At 47.7% G+C, this 20,709-nt stretch carries 25 protein-coding genes and 2 pseudogenes; 2 read left to right on the top strand and 25 right to left on the bottom strand.

The features are described from left to right. The first annotated feature begins 172 nt into the window (after window positions 1-172). Window positions 173-1,453 (top strand): hypothetical protein, encoded by a 1,281-nt coding sequence (locus L870_RS18045; protein ID WP_207637730.1) that lies wholly within the window; start codon window positions 173-175, stop codon window positions 1,451-1,453. Then, window positions 1,453-2,286 (top strand): hypothetical protein, encoded by an 834-nt coding sequence (locus L870_RS0115210; RefSeq protein WP_028518864.1) that lies wholly within the window; start codon window positions 1,453-1,455, stop codon window positions 2,284-2,286. Before L870_RS18045 ends, L870_RS0115210 begins: the two co-directional genes overlap by 1 nt. Window positions 2,287-2,292: 6 nt before the next feature. On the opposite strand, the gene L870_RS18040 is transcribed toward L870_RS0115210, so the two are convergent. From L870_RS18040 to L870_RS0115095, 25 genes and pseudogenes are all read right to left on the bottom strand, one after another. Further along, window positions 2,293-3,732 carry an MATE family efflux transporter gene (locus tag L870_RS18040; protein WP_051411612.1) on the bottom strand — a complete coding sequence of 480 codons (1,440 nt, stop codon included), beginning with the start codon at window positions 3,730-3,732 and terminating at the stop codon, window positions 2,293-2,295. An 89-nt stretch (window positions 3,733-3,821) separates the two neighbouring features. Continuing rightward, window positions 3,822-4,061, bottom strand: coding sequence for a hypothetical protein (locus L870_RS0115200; protein ID WP_028518863.1), 240 nt, complete (start codon window positions 4,059-4,061; stop codon window positions 3,822-3,824). Between the two features lie 101 nt (window positions 4,062-4,162). Beyond that, a complete protein-coding gene (locus L870_RS0115195; RefSeq protein ID WP_028518862.1) occupies window positions 4,163-4,660 on the bottom strand; it encodes a CarD family transcriptional regulator in 498 nt (165 codons plus the stop codon). A 121-nt stretch (window positions 4,661-4,781) separates the two neighbouring features. Next, window positions 4,782-5,348, bottom strand: coding sequence for a hypothetical protein (locus tag L870_RS0115190; protein WP_028518861.1), 567 nt, complete (start codon window positions 5,346-5,348; stop codon window positions 4,782-4,784). 363 nt (window positions 5,349-5,711) lie between these two features. After that, window positions 5,712-6,374: a DUF4405 domain-containing protein gene (locus tag L870_RS0115185; protein WP_037272710.1), complete on the bottom strand. Its 663-nt coding sequence runs from the start codon at window positions 6,372-6,374 to the stop codon at window positions 5,712-5,714. A 1-nt stretch (window position 6,375) separates the two neighbouring features. Next, window positions 6,376-7,125 (bottom strand): flavodoxin, encoded by a 750-nt coding sequence (locus L870_RS0115180; protein ID WP_028518859.1) that lies wholly within the window; start codon window positions 7,123-7,125, stop codon window positions 6,376-6,378. A 10-nt stretch (window positions 7,126-7,135) separates the two neighbouring features. Continuing rightward, window positions 7,136-7,966, bottom strand: a complete 831-nt coding sequence (locus tag L870_RS0115175; RefSeq protein ID WP_028518858.1) for an SDR family oxidoreductase — start codon at window positions 7,964-7,966, stop codon at window positions 7,136-7,138. Between the two features lie 23 nt (window positions 7,967-7,989). Further along, window positions 7,990-9,012, bottom strand: coding sequence for an iron-containing alcohol dehydrogenase (locus L870_RS18035; RefSeq protein WP_341349482.1), 1,023 nt, complete (start codon window positions 9,010-9,012; stop codon window positions 7,990-7,992). Continuing rightward, window positions 9,012-9,170, bottom strand: a complete 159-nt coding sequence (locus L870_RS20120) for a hypothetical protein (protein WP_341349481.1) — start codon at window positions 9,168-9,170, stop codon at window positions 9,012-9,014. Before L870_RS20120 ends, L870_RS18035 begins: the two co-directional genes overlap by 1 nt. Window positions 9,171-9,308: 138 nt before the next feature. After that, a complete protein-coding gene (locus L870_RS0115165; RefSeq protein ID WP_028518857.1) occupies window positions 9,309-10,181 on the bottom strand; it encodes a LysR family transcriptional regulator in 873 nt (290 codons plus the stop codon). Between the two features lie 10 nt (window positions 10,182-10,191). Beyond that, window positions 10,192-10,560, bottom strand: coding sequence for a nuclear transport factor 2 family protein (locus L870_RS0115160; protein WP_028518856.1), 369 nt, complete (start codon window positions 10,558-10,560; stop codon window positions 10,192-10,194). A 10-nt stretch (window positions 10,561-10,570) separates the two neighbouring features. Beyond that, on the bottom strand, window positions 10,571-11,128 hold the full coding sequence (locus L870_RS0115155; RefSeq protein ID WP_028518855.1) for a DapH/DapD/GlmU-related protein: 558 nt from the start codon (window positions 11,126-11,128) through the stop codon (window positions 10,571-10,573). 9 nt (window positions 11,129-11,137) lie between these two features. Next, a pseudogene (locus tag L870_RS19970) lies at window positions 11,138-11,929 on the bottom strand (aldo/keto reductase). A 72-nt stretch (window positions 11,930-12,001) separates the two neighbouring features. Further along, a complete protein-coding gene (locus tag L870_RS0115145; protein ID WP_028518854.1) occupies window positions 12,002-12,517 on the bottom strand; it encodes a flavodoxin in 516 nt (171 codons plus the stop codon). A 180-nt stretch (window positions 12,518-12,697) separates the two neighbouring features. Then, window positions 12,698-13,120 carry a DUF1893 domain-containing protein gene (locus tag L870_RS18025; protein ID WP_051411611.1) on the bottom strand — a complete coding sequence of 141 codons (423 nt, stop codon included), beginning with the start codon at window positions 13,118-13,120 and terminating at the stop codon, window positions 12,698-12,700. Then, the gene (locus L870_RS18020) at window positions 13,113-13,691 is read right to left on the bottom strand and encodes an ECF transporter S component (RefSeq protein WP_051411610.1); all 579 of its coding nucleotides are present in this window, start codon (window positions 13,689-13,691) and stop codon (window positions 13,113-13,115) included. The genes L870_RS18025 and L870_RS18020 overlap by 8 nt, the downstream gene beginning before the upstream one ends. A gap of 2 nt (window positions 13,692-13,693) precedes the next feature. After that, entirely contained in the window at window positions 13,694-14,818 is a 1,125-nt protein-coding gene (locus L870_RS0115130) for an aldo/keto reductase (RefSeq protein ID WP_028518853.1), read from the bottom strand. An 11-nt stretch (window positions 14,819-14,829) separates the two neighbouring features. After that, entirely contained in the window at window positions 14,830-15,585 is a 756-nt protein-coding gene (locus tag L870_RS0115125; protein WP_028518852.1) for a carboxymuconolactone decarboxylase family protein, read from the bottom strand. Window positions 15,586-15,597: 12 nt separating this feature from the next. Continuing rightward, a complete protein-coding gene (locus L870_RS19965; protein ID WP_028518851.1) occupies window positions 15,598-16,080 on the bottom strand; it encodes a flavodoxin in 483 nt (160 codons plus the stop codon). A gap of 120 nt (window positions 16,081-16,200) precedes the next feature. Then, window positions 16,201-16,425: pseudogene (locus L870_RS20090) on the bottom strand (putative quinol monooxygenase); the annotation flags it as partial. A 4-nt stretch (window positions 16,426-16,429) separates the two neighbouring features. Next, entirely contained in the window at window positions 16,430-17,284 is an 855-nt protein-coding gene (locus tag L870_RS0115115) for an aldo/keto reductase (RefSeq protein ID WP_028518850.1), read from the bottom strand. Between the two features lie 53 nt (window positions 17,285-17,337). After that, the gene (locus tag L870_RS0115110) at window positions 17,338-18,504 is read right to left on the bottom strand and encodes an iron-containing alcohol dehydrogenase (protein WP_028518849.1); all 1,167 of its coding nucleotides are present in this window, start codon (window positions 18,502-18,504) and stop codon (window positions 17,338-17,340) included. Window positions 18,505-18,519: 15 nt separating this feature from the next. Next, on the bottom strand, window positions 18,520-18,762 hold the full coding sequence (locus tag L870_RS0115105; protein WP_028518848.1) for a hypothetical protein: 243 nt from the start codon (window positions 18,760-18,762) through the stop codon (window positions 18,520-18,522). 89 nt (window positions 18,763-18,851) lie between these two features. After that, on the bottom strand, window positions 18,852-19,571 hold the full coding sequence (pnuC, locus tag L870_RS0115100; protein ID WP_028518847.1) for a nicotinamide riboside transporter PnuC: 720 nt from the start codon (window positions 19,569-19,571) through the stop codon (window positions 18,852-18,854). Window positions 19,572-19,739: 168 nt separating this feature from the next. Next, entirely contained in the window at window positions 19,740-20,618 is an 879-nt protein-coding gene (locus tag L870_RS0115095; RefSeq protein ID WP_028518846.1) for a LysR family transcriptional regulator, read from the bottom strand. Between the last annotated feature and the right edge of the window lie 91 nt (window positions 20,619-20,709).

The following is a 20,709-nucleotide window of genomic DNA, read 5'->3' as shown; positions in this document are numbered from 1 at the left end:
ATTTGCAAATTAGGAAAATTAGTTGCAGATTAGGAAAAAATATAGAAAACATCGTATAAATAAGTTATAATTATAATAGAAAAATTCAGTAATTAATCATACATTTGTACATTCTATAGTTGCGCAGAAAATACAAAAGAGATTTTATGACTAATTAAAGGTGGAGGTGAAAATGATGGGGATATTTGTATACAGCGATTGTTATATTATGATAAAAACTATCTCCGATCCAATTGTAAACCGCTGTGTCAAGTGCAATTCAAAGGAGGATACTCCGCTGTTGAAGATACCAAGTGCTGAACCAGTTATCCGTGATGCCACCGACTGGCAGGCACGTTTTGAAACGGTCAAGAGCACATTTTCTTCCCGTGTGGGACAAATTTCAAATGCAGCTCTGAACAGAAGCATTATTGCATACAATGAGAATTCTTCCGATGAGCTTCGTGATAAGTGCCGCGAGGAGACGGAGATACTCGCCATACTTACTGGGCTGGAGATTGATTCTGCCAAGAGCGGTGTGAAGCCTGATCTGACTGTATATCTTGGTACTAAAACAGTCGCCAAGAGCAAGTTCCTGAAATACAAGAGTCTGCTTGAAAAGAGCGAGGGACGCCGTGCGTGGTACGAGCAGACCTTTGAGGAGCAGTTCGAGAAATTCTTTGCCGATACGGACTGGAACAGCGTTGATTCCAATGTGGAGAGGCTTCCGTATCTGGCTTATATGCTCCAGAAGAGCACGAAAACTATTGTTGACAAGCCTGCTGCAGACGAGGAGCTTTTCTCCTTTGCCGTTGACGCTAACTGGAAGGACAAGCTCAACAGTGGGATTATGGATAGGTTGTCTGAACTGGTGACCGATTATGAACGATGTCTGTCGCGTATCAGGGCTTGCAGTCAGCCTATCAATAACAGGCAGCGGAGGAGCGATATTCAGCGAATTCTGTACAGCCGTGGTCAGGACTGTGAATACGACGCAGATATGCTGTATACCCTGTTTCAGGGTATACCTGCCGAGCGGATAACTGCTATCAGGCAGGAGCTTCAATTGAAGAGCTGGCACTTTACTCCGAAGGAACAGCGAGAGGAGCTGCTTACGGAATGGCTGCCCGAACTTGAAAGATATTATGAAGTTTTCAGCAATTTCCGTTTTGGCGGCTACCGTATTCTTATTGACCTTATCGCAGACATCGACGCTGAAAACAATCTTACTGACAGGAAGCGGCTTATCCGCGATGGTGATTCAGCGGAGTTCACGCAGCTTATGGAGGCTTATCTGCAAAAGCCTGTGAATGTGTACTTCCGCGACGCTGTGTCGGCTGAGTGCAGAAAGCTCATAGAAGCCGTAACAAAGCCTGATGAAGCGGTCAAGTACCTTGTAGCAATGGGCAAAAGAAAAGTGCTCTTCGACCTGCTGTATGACAGGATCGAAAAGCACGTCAGGAGGGCTAAGTAATGTTGAATGAGATCGAAGAATTCAAGGCTTATACGGACAAGCCTGCTTACAAATGCAGCGGCAAGCGTGACCTTTCCTTCCTCGGGTGTTTCAGCTTTGAGATGATAATGGGGTTCATCGGTCTGAACCGTGTGCTGACTATTATCGCTCGGGGATATATGTTCAAAAACGGTGCTCCAGACATTGACTATGCACGGCAAGCTCTCTGTGCATGGTGCAGTATCCCCGACAAAAAAACTGCCGCTCCGAAGGAGGAGTGGCAGTTCAGGACTGATTTCAGAGAGCTGCACGGGGAGTTCTCCGAGCTGGTCGATGCAAAGGGACAGGGGTGGTTTTACAGGCACTTTCACAAAATTGAAAAGTTTATTACCAAGAACAGCGATATTATGAGCAAGGCTACTCTTGCTAAGGCAGAACCTCTTAGGAAGAAGTTCGACGACGCATGGCGCGATAAGGTCAAGCAGTTTCAGGTATCGCTGTACTCGCCTGAGACTAAAGGAGCGTGGGTGCTGCGGTTCGATGATGTACTGGCGGACGCTCTTGAACTTGGTCCGCTGACGGACAAGACCGTTTCTTTTTCTGAAGATGAAAAGGAGCGTATACAGGCTCTGCTGCCTGACGATCTGCCGTATGATGTTGCGGAAACTGTTATTGCGTACTGTATTGCCAACAAGCCTGCTGATTCGGATTACGTCATACTGCCTGTTTCAAACTTTGACGCTTACTTCGGCAATACCAGCTTCAGCCACAAGTGGCTCAATTTGTTCCCTGACACTCTCCTTGAACGCGATAAGCAGAGCTTTGGGGTGTGTAGGGTGAGGGCACTTATATAAAATCCCTTACCTTATATCTGCCTGCAACTCGATATTACTTGACTGTTTTACAGTTTTTGCCCCTATCTCCCTGTAAGTTCTCACTATCAGGAACAGCGCCACCGCAAAAGTCAAAATATCCGCCACGGGCATGGAGTAAAGCACACCGTCAAGCCTGAAAAATAAGGGGAGAAGAAGCGCAAGCCCTACGCCGAACAAGATTTCACGGATAACCGATAATGCTGTTGATTCGACCGCTTTGCCCATAGCCTGCAAGAAGATAAAGCATGACTTGTTTACGCAGGCGAATATCATCATACAGAGATAAATGCGGAAAGCCTTTACTGCAAAATCGGTATAGTAGCTGCTCTCGTTGGCGGCACCGAAAATACCGATAAGCTGATGCGGGAACAGCTCAACAATAACGAGAGCCACAGCACCCACGCTTGCTTCTGCGATCAGCAGCTTTGTGAACAGCTCACGCACACGGCTTTTCAGTCCTGCGCCCATATTGAAGCCGACGATCGGGATACAGCCTGCCGCCATTCCGACTACTATTGATATGACTATCTGAAAGAACTTCATCACGATACCGACCACCGCCATAGGTATCTGAGCATACTGCTCCTGCCCGAACACAGCGTCCATCGCTCCATATTTGCGTATCATGTTATTGATCGCTGCCATTGCCGCTACAAGTGCTATCTGCGAAAGAAAGCTGGTCAGACCGAGGGTAAGCGTTTTTCCTGCGATAGTTTTGTTCAGCCTGAAATCGTGCTTTGAGGGCTTGACCTGCTTCATGTTCAGTAAATACCATACCGCAAGTACCGCTGTTGCGACCTGCCCGATGACCGTTGCGACCGCTGCGCCCATCATACCCCATTTTAAGCCGAATATGAATATCGGATCGAGTATCATATTGATGACCGCACCCGCAAGGGTGGAGAACATTGCGAATCTCGGGCTGCCGTCTGCACGGATCACAGGGTTCATCGCCTGTCCGAACATATAGAACGGGATACCAAGCGAGATGTAGAAGAAATACTCTTTCGAGTGCCTGAATGTTTCGGGATTGACCGTACCGCCGAACATTGCGATGATAGCGTCGCTGAATATCAGATACACGGCACACAGCACAAGTCCACCGATAATGCTCATAACTATCGAATTACCAACGCTGTGCCTTGCCTTATCGTTTTCACGCTTGCCAAGACTGATACTCACGAACGCACAGCAGCCGTCACCGATCATAACGGCGATAGCAAGTGCTATGACCGTCAGCGGAAAGACTACGGTATTAGCTGCGTTACCGTAAGAGCCGAGATAGGTCGCATTAGCTATAAAAATCTGGTCTACGATGTTGTAGAGCGCACCCACAAGCAGAGAGATGATACACGGCACGGCGTATTTCTTCATCAGCTTGCTCACAGGCTCACGCCCTAAGAATTGATTTGTGGTTTCTTCCATCTGTTTTTCCTCCTAAAAAAGTACAGCGTGAGCCGCAAGCTGGATTTATGCTTTTGGCTACACGCTGTTTTTGATGATATTAAGTTGTATCAGTCGAGATAAGAGCCGACAGGAGAAGCATTGTACTGCTTCTTTATCTTTATGATGACCGAGCCGTCAGCCTGTTCGGTCTCCTCGATTATCTTGTATTTTGTTCTGCTCTTGTCAAGACCGGCTTTGTACTTCTCAACTTCTTCCTTTACAGCTCTGACAGCATAGTCGTGACCGAAATCCTCCTTGAGCATGAAGTGAAGTGTCTGGCAGATACACGCTTCTTTGATTCTTTTCATTTTGATATACCTCCATAAAAATATTAAAACGAGCAGCAATAACCGGACTTACGCGGAATGCTGCTCGTTATGTACTAATAATATCAAATTTTTCACCTGAATCAGGCTATGTGCTTTTCAATATAGTCAACAACCTCGCTCCTGTCAATATCGAGAGCGTATGCGAATTCCTCATAGAGCATATTCTCCGCAAGGGTAAGATAGCTTTCATCAGAGGAACGGAGCTTTTTCTTCTCAGCGTAAAGCTCCTTACGGCGAAGATACAGAGTTTTTATCAGCCTTATGATCTCATGTTTATCGCCTTCCTTAATGATACGGCTGTATTCTTCCCTGCGCTTTATTTCGTTATCTATCCATATAGGAGCTTCAGCGTTCATGTGTCCGATAAGTTCGTCTACATCTGCTTTAGAACATACCTTATGAAGTCGGCTGACTGCCAGTTCGTTGTCAACAGGCACATAGAATATATTTTTTTCATTATAAACATGGCGAAGGATATAATAATCATTTTCCTCGCCCATAAAGTCACGCTTTTCTATGGATTCTATCCTGCATATCCCGAATGTGCCGTACATCACAACATCGCCAATGTTATACATATTATCACCTCGCAAAATAAAAACGAGCAGCAATAACTGGACTTACGCAGGATTGCTACTCGTTATATATATATTATACCACACTTTTCAGGCTTTTTCAAATGGTGTTTTTGCACAAAGTTCAGGCTTTTGAAGGTGCTGCTACTGCGCTTTTTCTTCTGAATACCGCCTTGAAGCAAGTTCTGATAAGGGGCTGGATAAAGAATATCTGTGAGAAGAATGCAAAGGGGAAGTTGTAGCAGACCAGCTTCAGCCAGTTGGCAAGTAGCGTGAAGATGTTAAATCCCTCATAATACGGATAATAGAGGAAAGCGGCGAGGAAGCTCATAGCAGGACACATGATCGTGACAGTCGCACAGATAATGGCTGTCTCGAAAATGAACGGGTGTGTTGTTTTCATATCGAATATCCTGCTGGCGATCTTGAATGAAAAAGGACTTCCTACTGTCACTTCCAGCGTATAGGCAAGAACGAACTCCACAAGCACGACTGCCCATATCGGCAAATTGTGACCGAGCATATACACTCCGCCCATTGCATCTATCGCTTTCAGCACTCCTGTCTGTCCTGTTACGCTCATAAGTGTCGCACCGTTCACCACATAAAGACTGTAAAACACATAGGCATGAACGGTCACGATAACTGTCATAAGGGCGAACATCATTCTTTCAAATTGATTTCTTGGCATAAAAATCTCCGTTTCCGCACAAAAAAACACGCTGTACTCAAAGGAATACATCATCTGCGGATAGCATTCCGTGATCAGATTTACGCATTCCTGAGAATACAACGTGTGTCAGTGCTATAATAATTATTTACTTGATTATTATAGCAGAAAACGGCTTGCTGTGTCAAAGGCGATTTTAGACAAAGTTTTTTAAATCTTCTCAAAGCCGTTTTATTCAGCTTTTTGTTTCATGTTTCGATTGTAGTTAGATTATTGTTTCATCGAATTTGGTCTGCTTATTGTTGGGGTTACTTAATGGCTATTTGACATTTGTCATTTATAACCTAAGTCATGGCTACCTCAAAGGTCAAAAGCGGAGGCTCGTCACTTAACCGCTGCCCATTTCTTGTTTAGCAGAATTTGCATAATATATCCGATATACGCAAACAGCACCATAACGCTTGCATATTGCAAAGACGTCAGTACAGCCGAAGCCGATGTGTCGATAAACACAAACTGCACCTTGCCAAACATATAGTCGGTGAAATTGAGCTGTATGAACTCATAAACTCCGACTGCCCCGACAACGCCGAAAATGATACGGAGTGTCCATATCATTGGCTTGCTTTTCAGCTTCATTTTCGCCGACATTTGCGTTATGTGCATACCGAGATGAACACTCATCAGCACAAGTCCCCAATAGGCACAAAGCATATGTACCGTCCTTGCAAAGCCTGCACCGCCGAGGTTCAGGAAAGAAAAGATATGCTTTGAGATCACGATACCGCTGTACATCAGACCGAGCATACATATCAGCACCGCCGCATTGACGATCGTACCGACAATGCGCTTCGGCGGATATTTGCCCTTGAACAAGGCTTTTATCCAGCCGAAATTGAGAATATGATGCAGTATAAACAGTGCAAACATCGTCACACCTATTATTTCGTGAGCCGTTTCGCCTACAATGGAATAGCACATCAATACGGGTAATGCCGCTGTCATAAGAATGTCAGCGGCTGTTTTTATCTTCGTCTTTGTATCCATATCAGAAACCCAAGTCATCGAGCCATGTGCGGACGGTCTGCTTGGTATCGTCATTCAGTGCCTGTGCTGTGCTTCCGCGCATATCAATCGCAGTCAGCACCTGTGCGCCCGTTGCGCTTGCGATATTGCTGTCCGTTCCCGAAAGTCCGCTGCCCTCATGGGTGCAGAACGGTATCACGACCTTATCCGACCAGTCATAGCTCTCCATAAAGGTATAGACCGCCATCGGCATATCGCCCCACCATATCGGATAGCCGAGAAATACGATGTCATACTGCTCCATATCCACCGAGCCTGTTATTTCGGGACGGGCATTGTCCTTCTGCTCCTGCTTTGCAACGTCGCAGCACTCATCATAGCCTGTGGGATAGGGCGTTACAGTCTCGATATGGAAGCTATCCGCACCGACCTCACTTGCGATATACTCTCCGAGTATCTGCGTGTTTCCGACCTCTATCGTACCGACAGAATAATTCTCATCGGCACGGGAGAAGTACGCAACAAGGATATTTGTACCGTCAGAGGTCTGTTCCTCCGGCTTTTCGGCAGGTGCTTCTGTTGTTTCGCTTTGCTTATCGTCCTCGGTAGATTCAGATGCTTCTGTTTTGCTTTCTTCCTGATTCAGCTTTTCCTGCACGGCTGCCTTATCATTATCGGCAACACTTGGTGCAGAAGCAGGCTCACTTGAACCGCAGGCGGTCATTGTCAGACATAGCATAAATGCCGAAATCAATAGTGATAGTTTCTTCATAAGCGCCTCCTCATTCCGTCGGTTTCAACGCACCGTAGTAATAGCTCGAAGTCGCACCGCCGTCGATCAGGAAAGTCGAACCCGTTATAAATGCGCCCCTGTCGCTCATCAGAAGCTCTGCAACATTCGCCACCTCATCGGCTGTGCCGGGTCTTCCTGCGGGACACTTGGCAAACATATTCTTGTAGAAATCGCCCCTCGGCCCGTTGAATTCATCAATCGCAAGCGGAGTCACGATAATGCCCGGTGCAATGTCATTGAGCCTTGCACCACGCTCGCCCCACTTTACACACTCTGCCATGACACGCTTTTCGTTGCATCGTTTTGCAAGCTGATAGGCATGGAGGGTATCACGAATGTTTTCGGGACGGAGTATTTCAAGGTCAAGCAGTTCCTCGGTGGGAGTCATCGCAAGCTGAAAATCCTGCTCTGCTGTTAGCTGAGGCATTCTCCAACCCGATTGGCTGGAGATCGTAACGCCGCAGCCGCCCTTTGCGATCACCTTGCCGACTTCCTCTAACAGCACCGCAGTACCGTAAAGATCGACCTTCAGTATCGCTTCAATGGGAGCCTGCGAGGGCGAAACGCCCGCGCCGTTCACAAGATACCTGATCTCACCGAACTCCTGAGCCTTTGCGATTATCGCAAGAATACTCTCACGGGAGGATAAGTCCATTTCAAACGGCTCAACATCGAAGCCTGCATCATTCATTATCTTTGCGATAGTCTCGCAATTCTGCATATTCTTGTCACCAAGAATTATCTTCTTTCCGTAGCCGATACGCCGTGCGATCGTCATACTGATCTGCCCTGCGCCTGTGACTAACATGACTTCTTTCATAGTGTTCACCTCATCAATTCTGCTTATAAGCACATTCTGTATATCGCTTCAACATCTTTCGGTGTCAGATCGGTAAAACCGTGAAGCACACCATTTTGACCACAGGCGGTCTTTGACATTTCTTCAAAGCTCTTATCGTCGATACCAAGATCGGAAAGTCTGCTCTTTAAGCCGAGCGTATCAAAGAAGAATGCTGACAATGCGTCTATCGCAGCCTTTGCGCCGTCCATAAGGGAAAGCGACTCATCAACGCCCATAACATTCACACCAAAACGCTTGATGACAGGTGCAGTTTCTTCATTAAGAATGTAAGTCAGCCAGCGTGGGATAATGATCGTCAGTCCGTGACCGTGCGTAATGTCATAAACAGCGGAAAGCTGATGCTCCATAGCGTGGCATACCGTAGCCTGATTGAAGCCCTCATACAGAAAATCGTTCAGCGCCCAACTACTTGCCCACATCAGGTTTGCTCTTGCTTCATAGTCATCGGGTGTGTTTACAGCCACAGGAGCGAATTTAACAACTGTTTTCAGCACTTCCTCCTGCACTCTTGTGAGCATATCCATACAGCCGCCCTTGCTGAAATATGCCACATCAAAGATATGCGACATAATATCCGCACTTCCGCTTGCGGTCTGGTATGCGCTTACACTGAATGTATTGGTCGGATCGAGGAATGATACATCGGGGTGATTGTCAGGTGCGAAATAGCCATATTTTTCGTTCGTATCCGTATTGCTGATCACGCATCCGCCGTCCATTTCCGAGCCTGTTGCCGCAATGGTAAGAACCGTGATGATAGGCAGGGTTTCGGTCACGAACGCTTTTCTTGATACCAAGTCCCACACATCGTCACCATCATACTTTGCAGCCGCAGCGATACCCTTTGTTGCATCAATGGTCGAACCTCCGCCGACTGCAAGCAGAACATCAATCCCTTCCTTTTTGCAGATCGCAGCGCCCTTGTTGACAGTTGTGTGACGGGGATTCGGCTCAACACCTGCAAGCTCGAATATCTCTGCGCCAGCTTCCAGGAGCTGTGACATCACCTTGTCATACAGACCGATCTTTTTGATATGATAGAACCGCCGCCGTAAACCAGCAGTACCTTTTTGCCGAATCTGCCGATCTCCTCATGAAGATACTGAAGCTGATCCTTTCCGAAATAAACCTTTGTCTTATTTTCAAATACGAAATCTCTCATAGCATTTACTCCTTTGATTTATTTGCTACATTAAGTATATCACACAAAATCGGGTGAATCAATCTCGATTTCAGCAGTATGACATTAGTTTTTCTTATGAAAAGAGCTATATGCAAAACACATATAGCCCTTAGATCCTCAGAATTGTGATTTCAATATCTCAATAAACTCGCCCGTATGCTTCGATGGATTATCCGCTTTCATAAAAGCACAGTACCGCCTGATGATCGGATATCCGTTACGAAGCAGTCTGACTGCTTTTGTGGTGGTCTGTATCGCATCACCGCTGCCCTCGATCGGCATATAGCCCTTGCCCTGAATGACCTGCATCAGCGCATCGTCAATATATTCCGTGAAATATATCTCGCTCTTGAAGCCGAGATCATTCAGATAAAAGCTGCGCTCTGTTTCCTGCTGATCTTCGGAGGACAATAGTATCAGCGGCGTATTTTTCAGGTCTGAAAGCTCCACCTCTTCAAGCTGGGCAATGGGGGAGTTCGACGATATTTCCGCATAGTATTCCCGAATATCCAGCACGATATTGATGTACTCGTCCGAAAATGCTCTGCGCTGATCGTTGAGAACGATGTCCAACTCGCCGTTTCGCAGAAGTGTATACAGCGTATCATGATTGCCGTGTGTGACCTCCACCGTCACATCGGGAAATTTTACAGTAAACTCGGAAACAGCGGAATTAAACTCCTTTCCGCTGTAACCTTTGAGCAGTCCCACACGCAGAAGCTCGCTGTTTTTGCCCGACACCTTTTGCAACTCACGGACGATGTTGTCATAGTCCGCCACAAGCACAAGGCTTTTCTTGTAGAAAAAATCGCCTGCGGGCGTGAGGGTAAAGCTCCGCTTTTTGCGTTCAAGCAGAGCGACACCCAGCTCATCTTCGAGCGCTTTTATTTGCTGTGATATAGCCGACTGCGATATAAAATGCTCTTCGGCAGCGGCGGTAAAGCTGCCGAGCCTTACCACCGACTGAAAATATCTGATCTGTTTTAGCATGGTTTTTACCTCAATATGTCGAAGCCGAAGCAAGGGTGAACTTCCACTCGGCGTTTTTCTTCACAAGCTGAAACCGAAGCTGTAACCGCCATGTGTGCCTTCCGCCGCCGAACACCGCCGCCGTGACCTTGCTTCTGCCCGTAAGTACGGCAGTATCGCCGTTCATCTCCACCTGCATTTCCTCATGGGTCGCAGAGTAATAATTCAGCGTATCGTCCATAATAGCAGTGATATAGGCATCTTTTGTCTGCCGCATACCAGTCATATGAACAAGCACAAAGCTGTCATCGTGTACTCGTTCAAGCTCCGGTCTGTCCTTGTTTATCATGGCGGTGTACATTTCCTTGTAGAGCTGTATGATCTGTTCTTTTTCTGTCATTTATATATCCTCACTCAGCAGTCACTTGCACAAATCTATCGGGATCAAGCATTTTGATGACCTTTGCAGGATTGCCCACAGCCACTCCGTAATCGGGAACATCGTGCGTCACAACAGAAGCAGCACCGACGATCGCATACTTTCCGACTGTCACGCCGGGCAGTACCGTAGCACCTGCGCCGATCCACGCACATTTGCCAATGTGTACGGGCTTACAGGTCAGCACAGCTCTGTCGTAAGGATCGTGATTATTGGAGATGAGTTGAACATTCGCTGCGATCATCGCACCGTCATCAACGGTAATACCGCCCCTTGCCATTGCAAGGAGACCGCTGTTGATAAATACACCTTCTCCGATCACGAGCTTGTCAAAAGCTGCACCTGCAAGCGGCGGATTGATCGTGCTGTTCTCACCGAGATTACCTGCAAGAAGTTCACGTAGCAATGACATATATTCATCGGTCTGCGGCATTGTGTGATTAAGCCTGAACAGTAACTCACGGTGCTTCTGATACATCTCCTGTACATCGGGAGAAAGTTCACGCATATCCACTCTTACTTCTTCCATTTGCCCACCTCAGTCATGTATCTTAAAGGCATTCAGCAGCATCTCACCAACACCGGGAGCTTCGGGATCATGTGATGGCTTGCCTGTATCGAGCGCACGAATGCTATCCATTTCTTCATCGGTCAGAGCAAAATCAAAAATGTCGATATTGCCTCTGATACGCTCAGGATTTGTGGACTTCGGCAGGACAATGAATCCCTCCTGCACTTCAAATCGCAGAATGATCTGTCCTGTGTTCTTGCCGTATTTTTCAGCGAGCGCCGTGATAACGGTAGCTTCAAGCAGTTCCTTGTTACCGTGACCGAGAGGATACCACGCTTCGAGCTTCACATCATTCTCGGAAAGTACCTCACGCAGCGCCTTCTGCTGGAACAGCGGATTGCACTCCACCTGATTGACGGCAGGAATCGTTGCAAAATCAGCCGTCAGCTCACGGTACAGCTTCGGTGTCATATTGCTCACGCCGATAGAACGGAGTTTGCCTTCTGCCTTTGCTTCTTCAAGCGCCTTTCACGCACCTGCAACATCACCGTAGGGCTGATGAAGCAGATAGAGGTCGATATATCCCGTACCGAGTTTATCAAGAGAAGCCTGAATACCGAGCTTTGCCGCTTCATAGCCGTAGTCCTGAAGCCACAGCTTGCTTGTGATGAAGATTTCCTCACGGGGAATACCGCTGTCACGGACAGCTTTGCCGACCTCGGCTTCGTTGAAATAGGCAGCCGCCGTGTCAATGTGGCGGTAGCCTGCCTTCAACGCTTCTGTGACCGCCTTGTATGTCGAACCGTCCGCAGGGATCATAAATACGCCGAAACCGACTGTGGGTATCTTGTTGCCGTCGTTTAATGTGATGTATTCCATAAGTATTCCTCCTTAAATTGACTTCTTCGCCCAAGCTGCGACCTTGCTCTCGCTCTGTGCTGACTCCGCACCGTGAACGGAAAGTCCCGACTTTACCGTTGCACCCTTACAGAGATTTTTCAGGTCACGCTCACTGCCGCCCATACCGCTGCCCTCATTAGTGCAGAATGGAATGATAGTTTTGCCAGTGAGATCATATTTTTCAAGCAGGGTGAACATACACATCGGCATTGTACCCCACCAGTTCGGATAGCCGACGAAGATCGTGTCGTAGTCCTCAAAGTTGTCGGGATACGCCTTGATTTCAGGACGAGCCTTGCTACGCAGCTCCTGCTTTGCTTCCTCGATACAGGTCATATAGCTTTCGGAGTAGGGCTTGACGGTATCGACCTCAAACAGATCACCACCGACTGCTTTCTGAATAAACTCAGCTACACGCTCGGTGTTGCCCTTGTCGATATGCTTCAAGCCGCCGTTCCAGTAGTTCTCACCCTTGCGGGAGTAGTAAACGATAAGTATCTTTGTCATAGTGATCATCCTCCGTATCTTTATTTGGTAAATTCATTATATCACGGATTTTTGAATAAATCAATCTGGATTTCGAGGGTATTAGATAAGTTTTACTTATCTATCATTGCGGAAATAAGAGCCGTTTTTGCTTTATTAAGCATATGGCTCTTATTTCATGCTGTAACAATGCAGCAGGGCTCAATATGATTTTACACGCAATTCCGCAATTTTTTTACTTAGTGCATCAAGGGCTTCATCGGTGTTGTCAAGCTCCGCAACCGTTTTCTCCATAGGACAAATATCAGTACCCTGTCGGTTGATGATCTTCTCTGTCAAAATATCATAGGTGCAGGGGATACCGTGTGATTCAAGATATGCCTTTCCGCTTTCAGACATTGTTTTCCCGTGAACGCAGGCGATACCTGCCTTGACAAACAGCATCGCCGCTGCCTTGCCGACTATCACATCGGCGGCGGAAAATCCCGTCAGATCTCTGCCCTGTGCTATGAATTTCATCATCGGGGAAATGCCCCTGTCGTCATCGGTGATGATCTCACCACTGCGGCAAAGGCATATCGAGTGTCCGTCAAGGTTTGCTTTCGCTGTTTCAATATCAGTCATTGTCTTTCACCATGAGCTTTCTCAGTCCGATGATGATAACAGGAACGATGATCGCCTGTGCAAGCAGTCCGACAACGCCCGTCTGTATCTGCGACCAGATCATAGGAACGGTAAAGTCGGTCATACTCTGTGTTGCGGCGATAAGTCCTAAGAATACGGTTCTGCCCGTGACCTGTGCAAGTATTACCGCAGGGAAAGCCCACAGACCATTATCCGCGATCTTTTTGGTGAACAGCCCCGAAACGAGCGCAAAAACCGCAAGCTCAGCCATCATAAACGGCAAACGTGCAGCCATAGGCATCGGGCTTCCCATGGCTGATGTAATGAGAAAGCTCACAAGCGGCGAGAGCGCCCCGACCGCAAGCCCCCACTTTGCACCCAGAAGACAGCCGCCGATCAGTACAGGCAGATACATCGGAAGCCACTTGACGCCGCCCGGCTGACCGAGCGCTAAGTGAACGAGCTGCGGCAGAATGACCGCAAGTGCCACAAGCCCCGCCGATACCAGCGTTTTATAAGTGATCTTCGTGCCATAGGAAACATTTCTCATTGTCAAAGCATTTTCAAACATAATTAACCCTCCATTTTTCTGCAATCCTTCAGCAGACTGACAATTTCAAGATGCTGCGGACAGGCGCTCTCGCACTGACCGCATTCAAGACATTCGCTCGCCTTGCCTTTACCCTGTGTGGCAATCGCATATGCTTGCCTGCCGCCGTCCCAGCTTGCTTTGAGCTTCTCGGCATTGGCAACGGCGAATATCTCGGGAATAGCGATACCCATAGGACAGCCCTCAGTGCAGTAGTGACAGGCAGTGCATTTAATTGAATTGTCCTTTTTCAGCTCCTTCTGTGCGGCTCTGATAACCTGCTGCTCGGCTTCGTTAAGCGGCTTGAAATCACGCATATAGGAGAGATTGTCCTCCATCTGTGCTATGTTCGACATTCCCGAAAGCACCGTGATAATACCGTCCATCGAAGCCACATAGCGTATCGCCCACGAAGCGTTTGACGCTTTGGGGTCGGCAGCCTTGAAAATGTCCTGAACACCCTGCGGCGGATTTGCAAGCGCACCGCCCTTGACAGGCTCCATTACTGTAATGGATTTGCCGTGCTTTCGTGCGATCTCATAGCATTCCCTTGACGCTACGCCGGGGTTGTCCCAGTCGGCGTAATTTATCTGGAGCTGAATGAAATCGACTTCGTGGTGTACTGTCAGAAGCTCGTCCAGTAAATCAGGATCGGCATGGAATGAGAAACCGAAATATTTGATAAGCCCCTTTGCTTTTTGCTCTTTCACAAAATCCCAGATGTGATATTCGTCATACTTCTTGTAATTTGTGCGCTGAAGGGCATGGAGCAGATAGTAGTCAAAATAGCCTGCCCCCGTGCGTTCAAGGCTTGTAAAAAACTGCTGCTTGGCGCTCTCCTCGTCATGGCAAGCCATCCACGCACAGAGCTTGGTACATAGGGTGAATTTATTACGGGGATAACGGTCGATAAGTGCTTTTTTGATTGCCGCCTCCGACTCGCCGTTGTCATAAACATAGGCTGTGTCGAAGTAAGTGCCGCCCGCTTCAAGAAATTTGTCCACCATGACACTGGTCTGTTCAATGTCGATACTGCCGTCTGGCAGCTTGGGCAGACGCATAAGCCCGAAGCCCAGCTTGAAAACGTCTTTTCCGAAATAATCTGACATGATTTTTCCTCCTATTTCAGTTTATTGTAATCATCTTCCGAAACAGCCTCGCACCACTCGGTACTGCTGTCCTCTCCCTCGATCTCTATCGCAAGATGTGAGAACCAACTGTCGGGTGCGGCACCGTGCCAGTGCTTGACATTCGCAGGGATATTGACAATATCGCCTGGGTGAAGCTCTCTCGCTTCCTTGCCCCATTCCTGATAATAGCCTCGACCGCCGACACAGATCAGCATCTGACCGCCGCCGCTTTTTGCATGGTGAATATGCCAGTTGTTGCGGCAGGCAGGCTCAAAGGTCACATTGTATATCGCAAGCTGTTCGGTGGACACAGGAGCAAGATAGCTCTGTCCGACAAAGTAATCGCCGTAGGGATTTGGTTCTCCGATGGGGAAGAATACCTCGTTCTGATACCTGTCCTTGTCGGTCATTTCAGGAGACTTCTCGCTCCAGACCTCTTTTGCAAGTCCGAAAACCGCCCAGGCGTGTGGCCAGCCTGCATAGAAAGCCGTGTGTGTGATGATCGCTGCGATCTCTTTTTGCGATACGCCGTGATTTTTCGCATTCATCAGGTGGAATATCAGCGCATCGCTTGTCACTCCCTGCGACATAAGAGCGACCACCGTGATGATACTCCGTGTTTTCAAGTCAATGTCGGTGTTGTTCCAGTTTTCACCGAAAAGAATATCATCGTTGTAATGGGCGAATTCGGAAGCAAACTCACCGAGGGCATCTCGTCCTGCGGTTTGCACGATTTTTTCTGCCATAGTGTGCCCTCCTTATACTCCGAGGGATTCCACCCACTTTTTCAGCTCATCGACTGATGTGCTTGCAGCGAAACGCTTGCCGTCCATGATGACTGCGGTCTCGGATACGCTGGGCTTCAATCCCTTTGCGGAATTACCCATACCGCTGCCGCCTGATGTTGCAAACAGAACTATTGTCTTGCCCGAAAAATTATAGGCTTCGAGGAAGGTATTGATGATCGTCGGAGCTACATACCACCAAATGGGGAAGCCAACGAAGATCGTGTCATAGTCTGCGATATTCGCATTGGTATCTGCGATAGCAGGACGGAATGATTTGTCATTCATCTCAACTGAGCTTCTGCTGTTCTTGTCCTGCCAGTTGAGGTCTGCATTTGTGTAGGGAACGGCAGGCTTGATCTCATAAAGATCTGCTCCTGCGGCTTCTGCGAGGTTCTTTGCAAGTCCGGCAGTCACACCGCTTGCTGAAAAATATGCTACTAATTTCTTGCTCATGATTGTTTCCTCCTTTTTTACAATGAATTTTTTATCCTTATCGGGAATACCGTCCTCGTCGGAGATATACCTCTCGACCTTCATTTTCAGTCCGTACTTCTCCCGAAGTTTCGCTATCGTCTGCATCATAGGCGAAGCATGATGGACATCAATTGCGTCCTGACTTGTCCATTGGTCTATCAGCAGTACCGTTTCGGGATCGTCAAAGGGCTGAAAATAGTCATAGCGGAGATTACCGTTCTCATTTCGTATCTTGTCCACCGTGCCGCTTTGTATCATTTCCTCTGCGAATTTACGGGCATTTCCGTTTTCACCTGTGTAGTAGATGTTTACCGTGATGTTCATACTTTCACCAAGTCATCGCAAACTCAACCTTTTCGGGAGCTTCGGGTTTTCCGATCATCGGTGTAGCCTTATCGAGTGCCTGCAAGGACAGCATCTCGTCCCCGGTCAGCTCAAAGTCGAATATGTCAATGTTTTCCCTGATACGCTCGGTATGCACCGACTTCGGGATAACTGCAACATCGCTCTGCACAAGGAAACGCAGAAGCACCTGTGCTGGCGTTTTGCCGTACTTATCCGCTAACTCCTTCACGGCAGGCTCGGAGAACATTTTATTGGCTCTGCCCTGACCGAGCGGTGCATATGCCTGATGTGCGATGCCGTACTTTTCAAGCCATTCCTTTTCTTCAAGGCGCTGGCAGTAAAGGTGCGTTTCGATCTGGTTGAGCGCAGGCTTTACCTCGTTAAAATTGATGAGGTCGATGAAGCGGTCAGCCTCCATATTGGAAACGCCGATCGCCTTGATCTTCCCCGCCTTGTAGTATTCCTCAAGCACACGCCAAGCGGCGTACACATTGCCGAACGGCCAGTGCAGAAGCACCATGTCGATATATTCCACACCGAGCTTTTTCATGGACTCGTCAAGACTCTTGCGGCAGTCCTCGGTCTCAAAGGAGCGAAACCACACCTTTGTGGTGATGAAAAGCTCCGAACGGGTGCAAAGTCCCTCGTCAAGTGCCGCCTTGATGCCTGCACCGACAGCTTCTTCGTTGCCGTAAGCCTGTGCCGTGTCGATCAGGCGATAGCCTGCTCGTATCGCTTCAAGTACGCTGTTTTTGCACTCCGCCGCATCGTTCACCTGAAAAGTGCCGTAGCCGAGCATGGGCATTTTTATGCCGTTGTTCAAGGTTTTGTATAACATAATGTGATCCTCCTTTTTCTGTGTAACAGATATTTCGTATTGTTCCGGTCTTATTACATACTCTCTTTCAAAATCTGCACGACCTCAGCACGGTCAAGTACCTTGTATCCGCCGTTCAGGATAATTGTTGCATCGGCAATGCCTTCTATCATATCTTCGGTCGCACCGAGGTCTTTGAGGTTCATCACAAGCCCGATCTCCTTCATCCAGCTTTCCATAGCGGAAAGTCCCTCGCCTGAAAGCTGCTCATCGGTCTTACCCTCGGCGGATATGCCCCAGACCTCTGTTGCGAAACGGGCAAACTTCTTCAAGCCGTAGGGCATGATATAGCGGTAATAAGGCAGAGATACCGCCGCAAGTGTCATTCCGTGGGTAGCGTCCGTGTATGCGCCCACAGCCTGACCGAGCATATGCACCATCCAGTCGGTAGATTTGCCCCTTGAAACGAGAGTATTGAGCGCCCATGTGGCTGTCCACATGATGTTGGAGCGTGCTTCATAATCCTGCGGATTCTCAACAGCGATACGGCTTGCGTGGATAAGGCTTTTCATAAGTCCCTCGCTGATGTAGTCGGAGGTGTTATCGTCCTCGCCGGAAAAATACTGCTCGCAGATGTGGTTGAGAATGTCGTAGATGCCTGCCACCATCTGATACTTCGGGAGTGTCATGGTGTATCTCGGATTGAGGATAGAGAACTTCGGCATAACATCGTCACCGAAAACGTGACCGATCTTCTGCTTGCTCTTGTGATTAGTGATGACTGCACCGCCGTTCATCTCCGAGCCTGTGCCTGCCATTGTCAGCACACAGCCCACTGGTACGATCTCGCAGGTCGGTTCTTCAAAGCGGATATAGTATTTATCCCACGGATCATCGTCACAGTGAACGGAGACAGATACCGCCTTTGAGTAGTCGCAGACAGAACCGCCGCCCACCGCAAGGATAAAGTCGGTCTTATGCTCACGGGCGATAGCAACACCCTCACGGAGCTTGTCAATGGTCGGGTTTGGCATAACGCCCGAGACCTCGGCAACATTCTTACCGCAGTCTTTCAGGATAGCAATGATCTCGTCATACAGACCACTTTTCTTTATAGAACCGCCGCCGTAAACGAGCAGAATGTTCTCGCCGTAGTTTTTCATCTCGTCCTTCAAATAGCTGAGAGAGTCCTCACCGAAATAGAGCTTGGTCGGGTTGTGGTAGCTGAAATTTCCTAACATGATAATTACCTCCGTTTATTGATTTTTGTTTTCCGTACACCATATCACATAGTCGAGCCTGTCAAGCACCACCTGTTTTTTGTGGATAGAATCAAGGAGAGAACGCCGTGCATTTCGCAGTACACGCACCTTTTCGGCACAGCAACCCTTGCCGCAGCAATCGGAAAGAAATGCCTTGATCTGCTTGTCGGTCAGCCCTGCCTGCGACAAAACCTCTGCGATCTCGTTATCGGTAATATTAGTATTGACCACTTTCATTCTATCACCCCACAAAACAAAAAGAGTATAGGTTTTATGTCCTGTACTCATTATAGCATAGTTTTATCAATATGTAAAATACTTATATTCTATACTTTGGTATGCTCAAATCGTATACTTTTGACTGCCATTTGCCGCTTTCTCATATTCTGCCAACTGAAAAAGCTGTATATGTCATTTATGAGAAAAACCGAGAAGCAGACAACTACCGAAATATACCTTGTGTCCGCTATACTTGCCATGATCCATAATACGATCAGCACAATGTCATTCGCAGCGTAGGCGACCGCATAAAACGGACTTCGCCTGAATGTCAGATAGACGGCAAGAAAGCTCGTGGCTACCGATAGTGTACTCGGTAGGATATTCGCTGTACCGAAAGCCTGCAAAATAAAGAAAAACAGTATCGTTACCACCAACGTCAGTACAGACATAAATACGGCTTCTCCTTTGCTTATGCTGTTTACCGTTACCTCCGCTTTATTACCGTTAAAGGGATTCTTGAGCCATGAGATCAGTGCAAACACAGCCATAGGCATTGTCATTCCAAGATATGTAATCATTTCACCATAATAGGAAAAGGAGTAGGATATTATCCCATACAGCAGGCTGAATATGATAACAAGCACCTGACCGATCGGGTTTCCCTTTGCGTTAAGGATAAGGTAGATCACTCCAATCAGTGATGCCGACAGTGCAAGATAGTTCTCTCTGTCAAACATGAAGAACGAAACAAGAACGCAAAGCGTTGAAATGCCCCACAGCATAAGCTCACCCTTTGAAAAATAATCTTTGATACGTTTTAACACGTTCCATACCTCCAAAAAAATAAAGCATCTGCGTACACATCTTCTAAGACCTAACGATGTGTATACAAATGCTTATCGCATATACTACCCGGTGGCAGTTTTCATATTTTCTCTATTATAGCAGAGAAAGAAGAAAAAGTCAATTATTTCTGTGCGTTAAAGGGCTTTTTACTGCTCTGCGTAAACACTCTTGATATATTCAAGGAATTTTCCCGCCGCACCCGAATAAGGACTGAACTTCTTCCACGCAAGCACCGAGGTAAACGACAGTTCGGGTGTCAGCGGACGGAAGGCAAATCGGGCAGGATCGAACATCGTAGTCGCTCCCTCTATCGTCAATACGCAGGCTATCCCACGCTCCGCAAGAGGTGCGGCGTTGTTGATGAGGTTCATGGTCGCAACAATATCCAGTTCCGATACGGGACACCTCAGCCATTCTTCAATCTCGCTTTTCAGAGCTGTACGGCTCGTCAATACCAAAGGTTGTTCTTTCAACTGCTTGCGATTGATAGCTTTTTCTTTTGCAAGCGGGTGATCCGCAGGCATCAGCAAGCCCCATGTTTCCTTTGCGTGCAAGCGGATATAGTCGAATTTCTCAATATCCACAGGCTCTAACAGGATACCGAAGTCGAGCAGACCGTGTTCGAGCCGTTCCTTAACGTGGTCAGCCGTACCAGTGTGAAGCTCAAAGCTGACAAGGGGATAGCGGTCACGGAAATGCGCTATCAGTTCAGGAAGCACCTCTGCTGCTTTCAGTCCACCGCTGCCGACCGAGATCACTCCGCTGATCTCTTCCTGCTGTTGAAATTCGCTGTCGATCTTCTTCATCAGCGACACGACTTCCTCTGCACGTCTGCGGAGCATAATACCCGAATCGGTCAGTGTGAGCCGTTTGCCCCTGACAAACAGCGTTGTGTGAAGCTCGTCCTCAAGCTCCTTCATCTGCCTGCTGAGTGTGGGCTGCGTAACGTGCAAGACCTCAGCAGCTCTTGATATGTTTTCCTCACGAACGACCGTCAGAAAGTATTCCAGTAAACGCAGTTCCATGTCTATTCCTCCAATCAATGCAGAATGTAGGTTTATTATATCACATCGGGGCTGAAAGGTCAATCGGCATATTACAGAGATAGGGAAATGA

This window comes from Ruminococcus flavefaciens ATCC 19208, assembly GCF_000518765.1.
In the GTDB taxonomy this organism is placed as follows: domain Bacteria; phylum Bacillota; class Clostridia; order Oscillospirales; family Ruminococcaceae; genus Ruminococcus; species Ruminococcus flavefaciens.
This window is presented reverse-complemented; position numbering and strand designations above follow the sequence as displayed.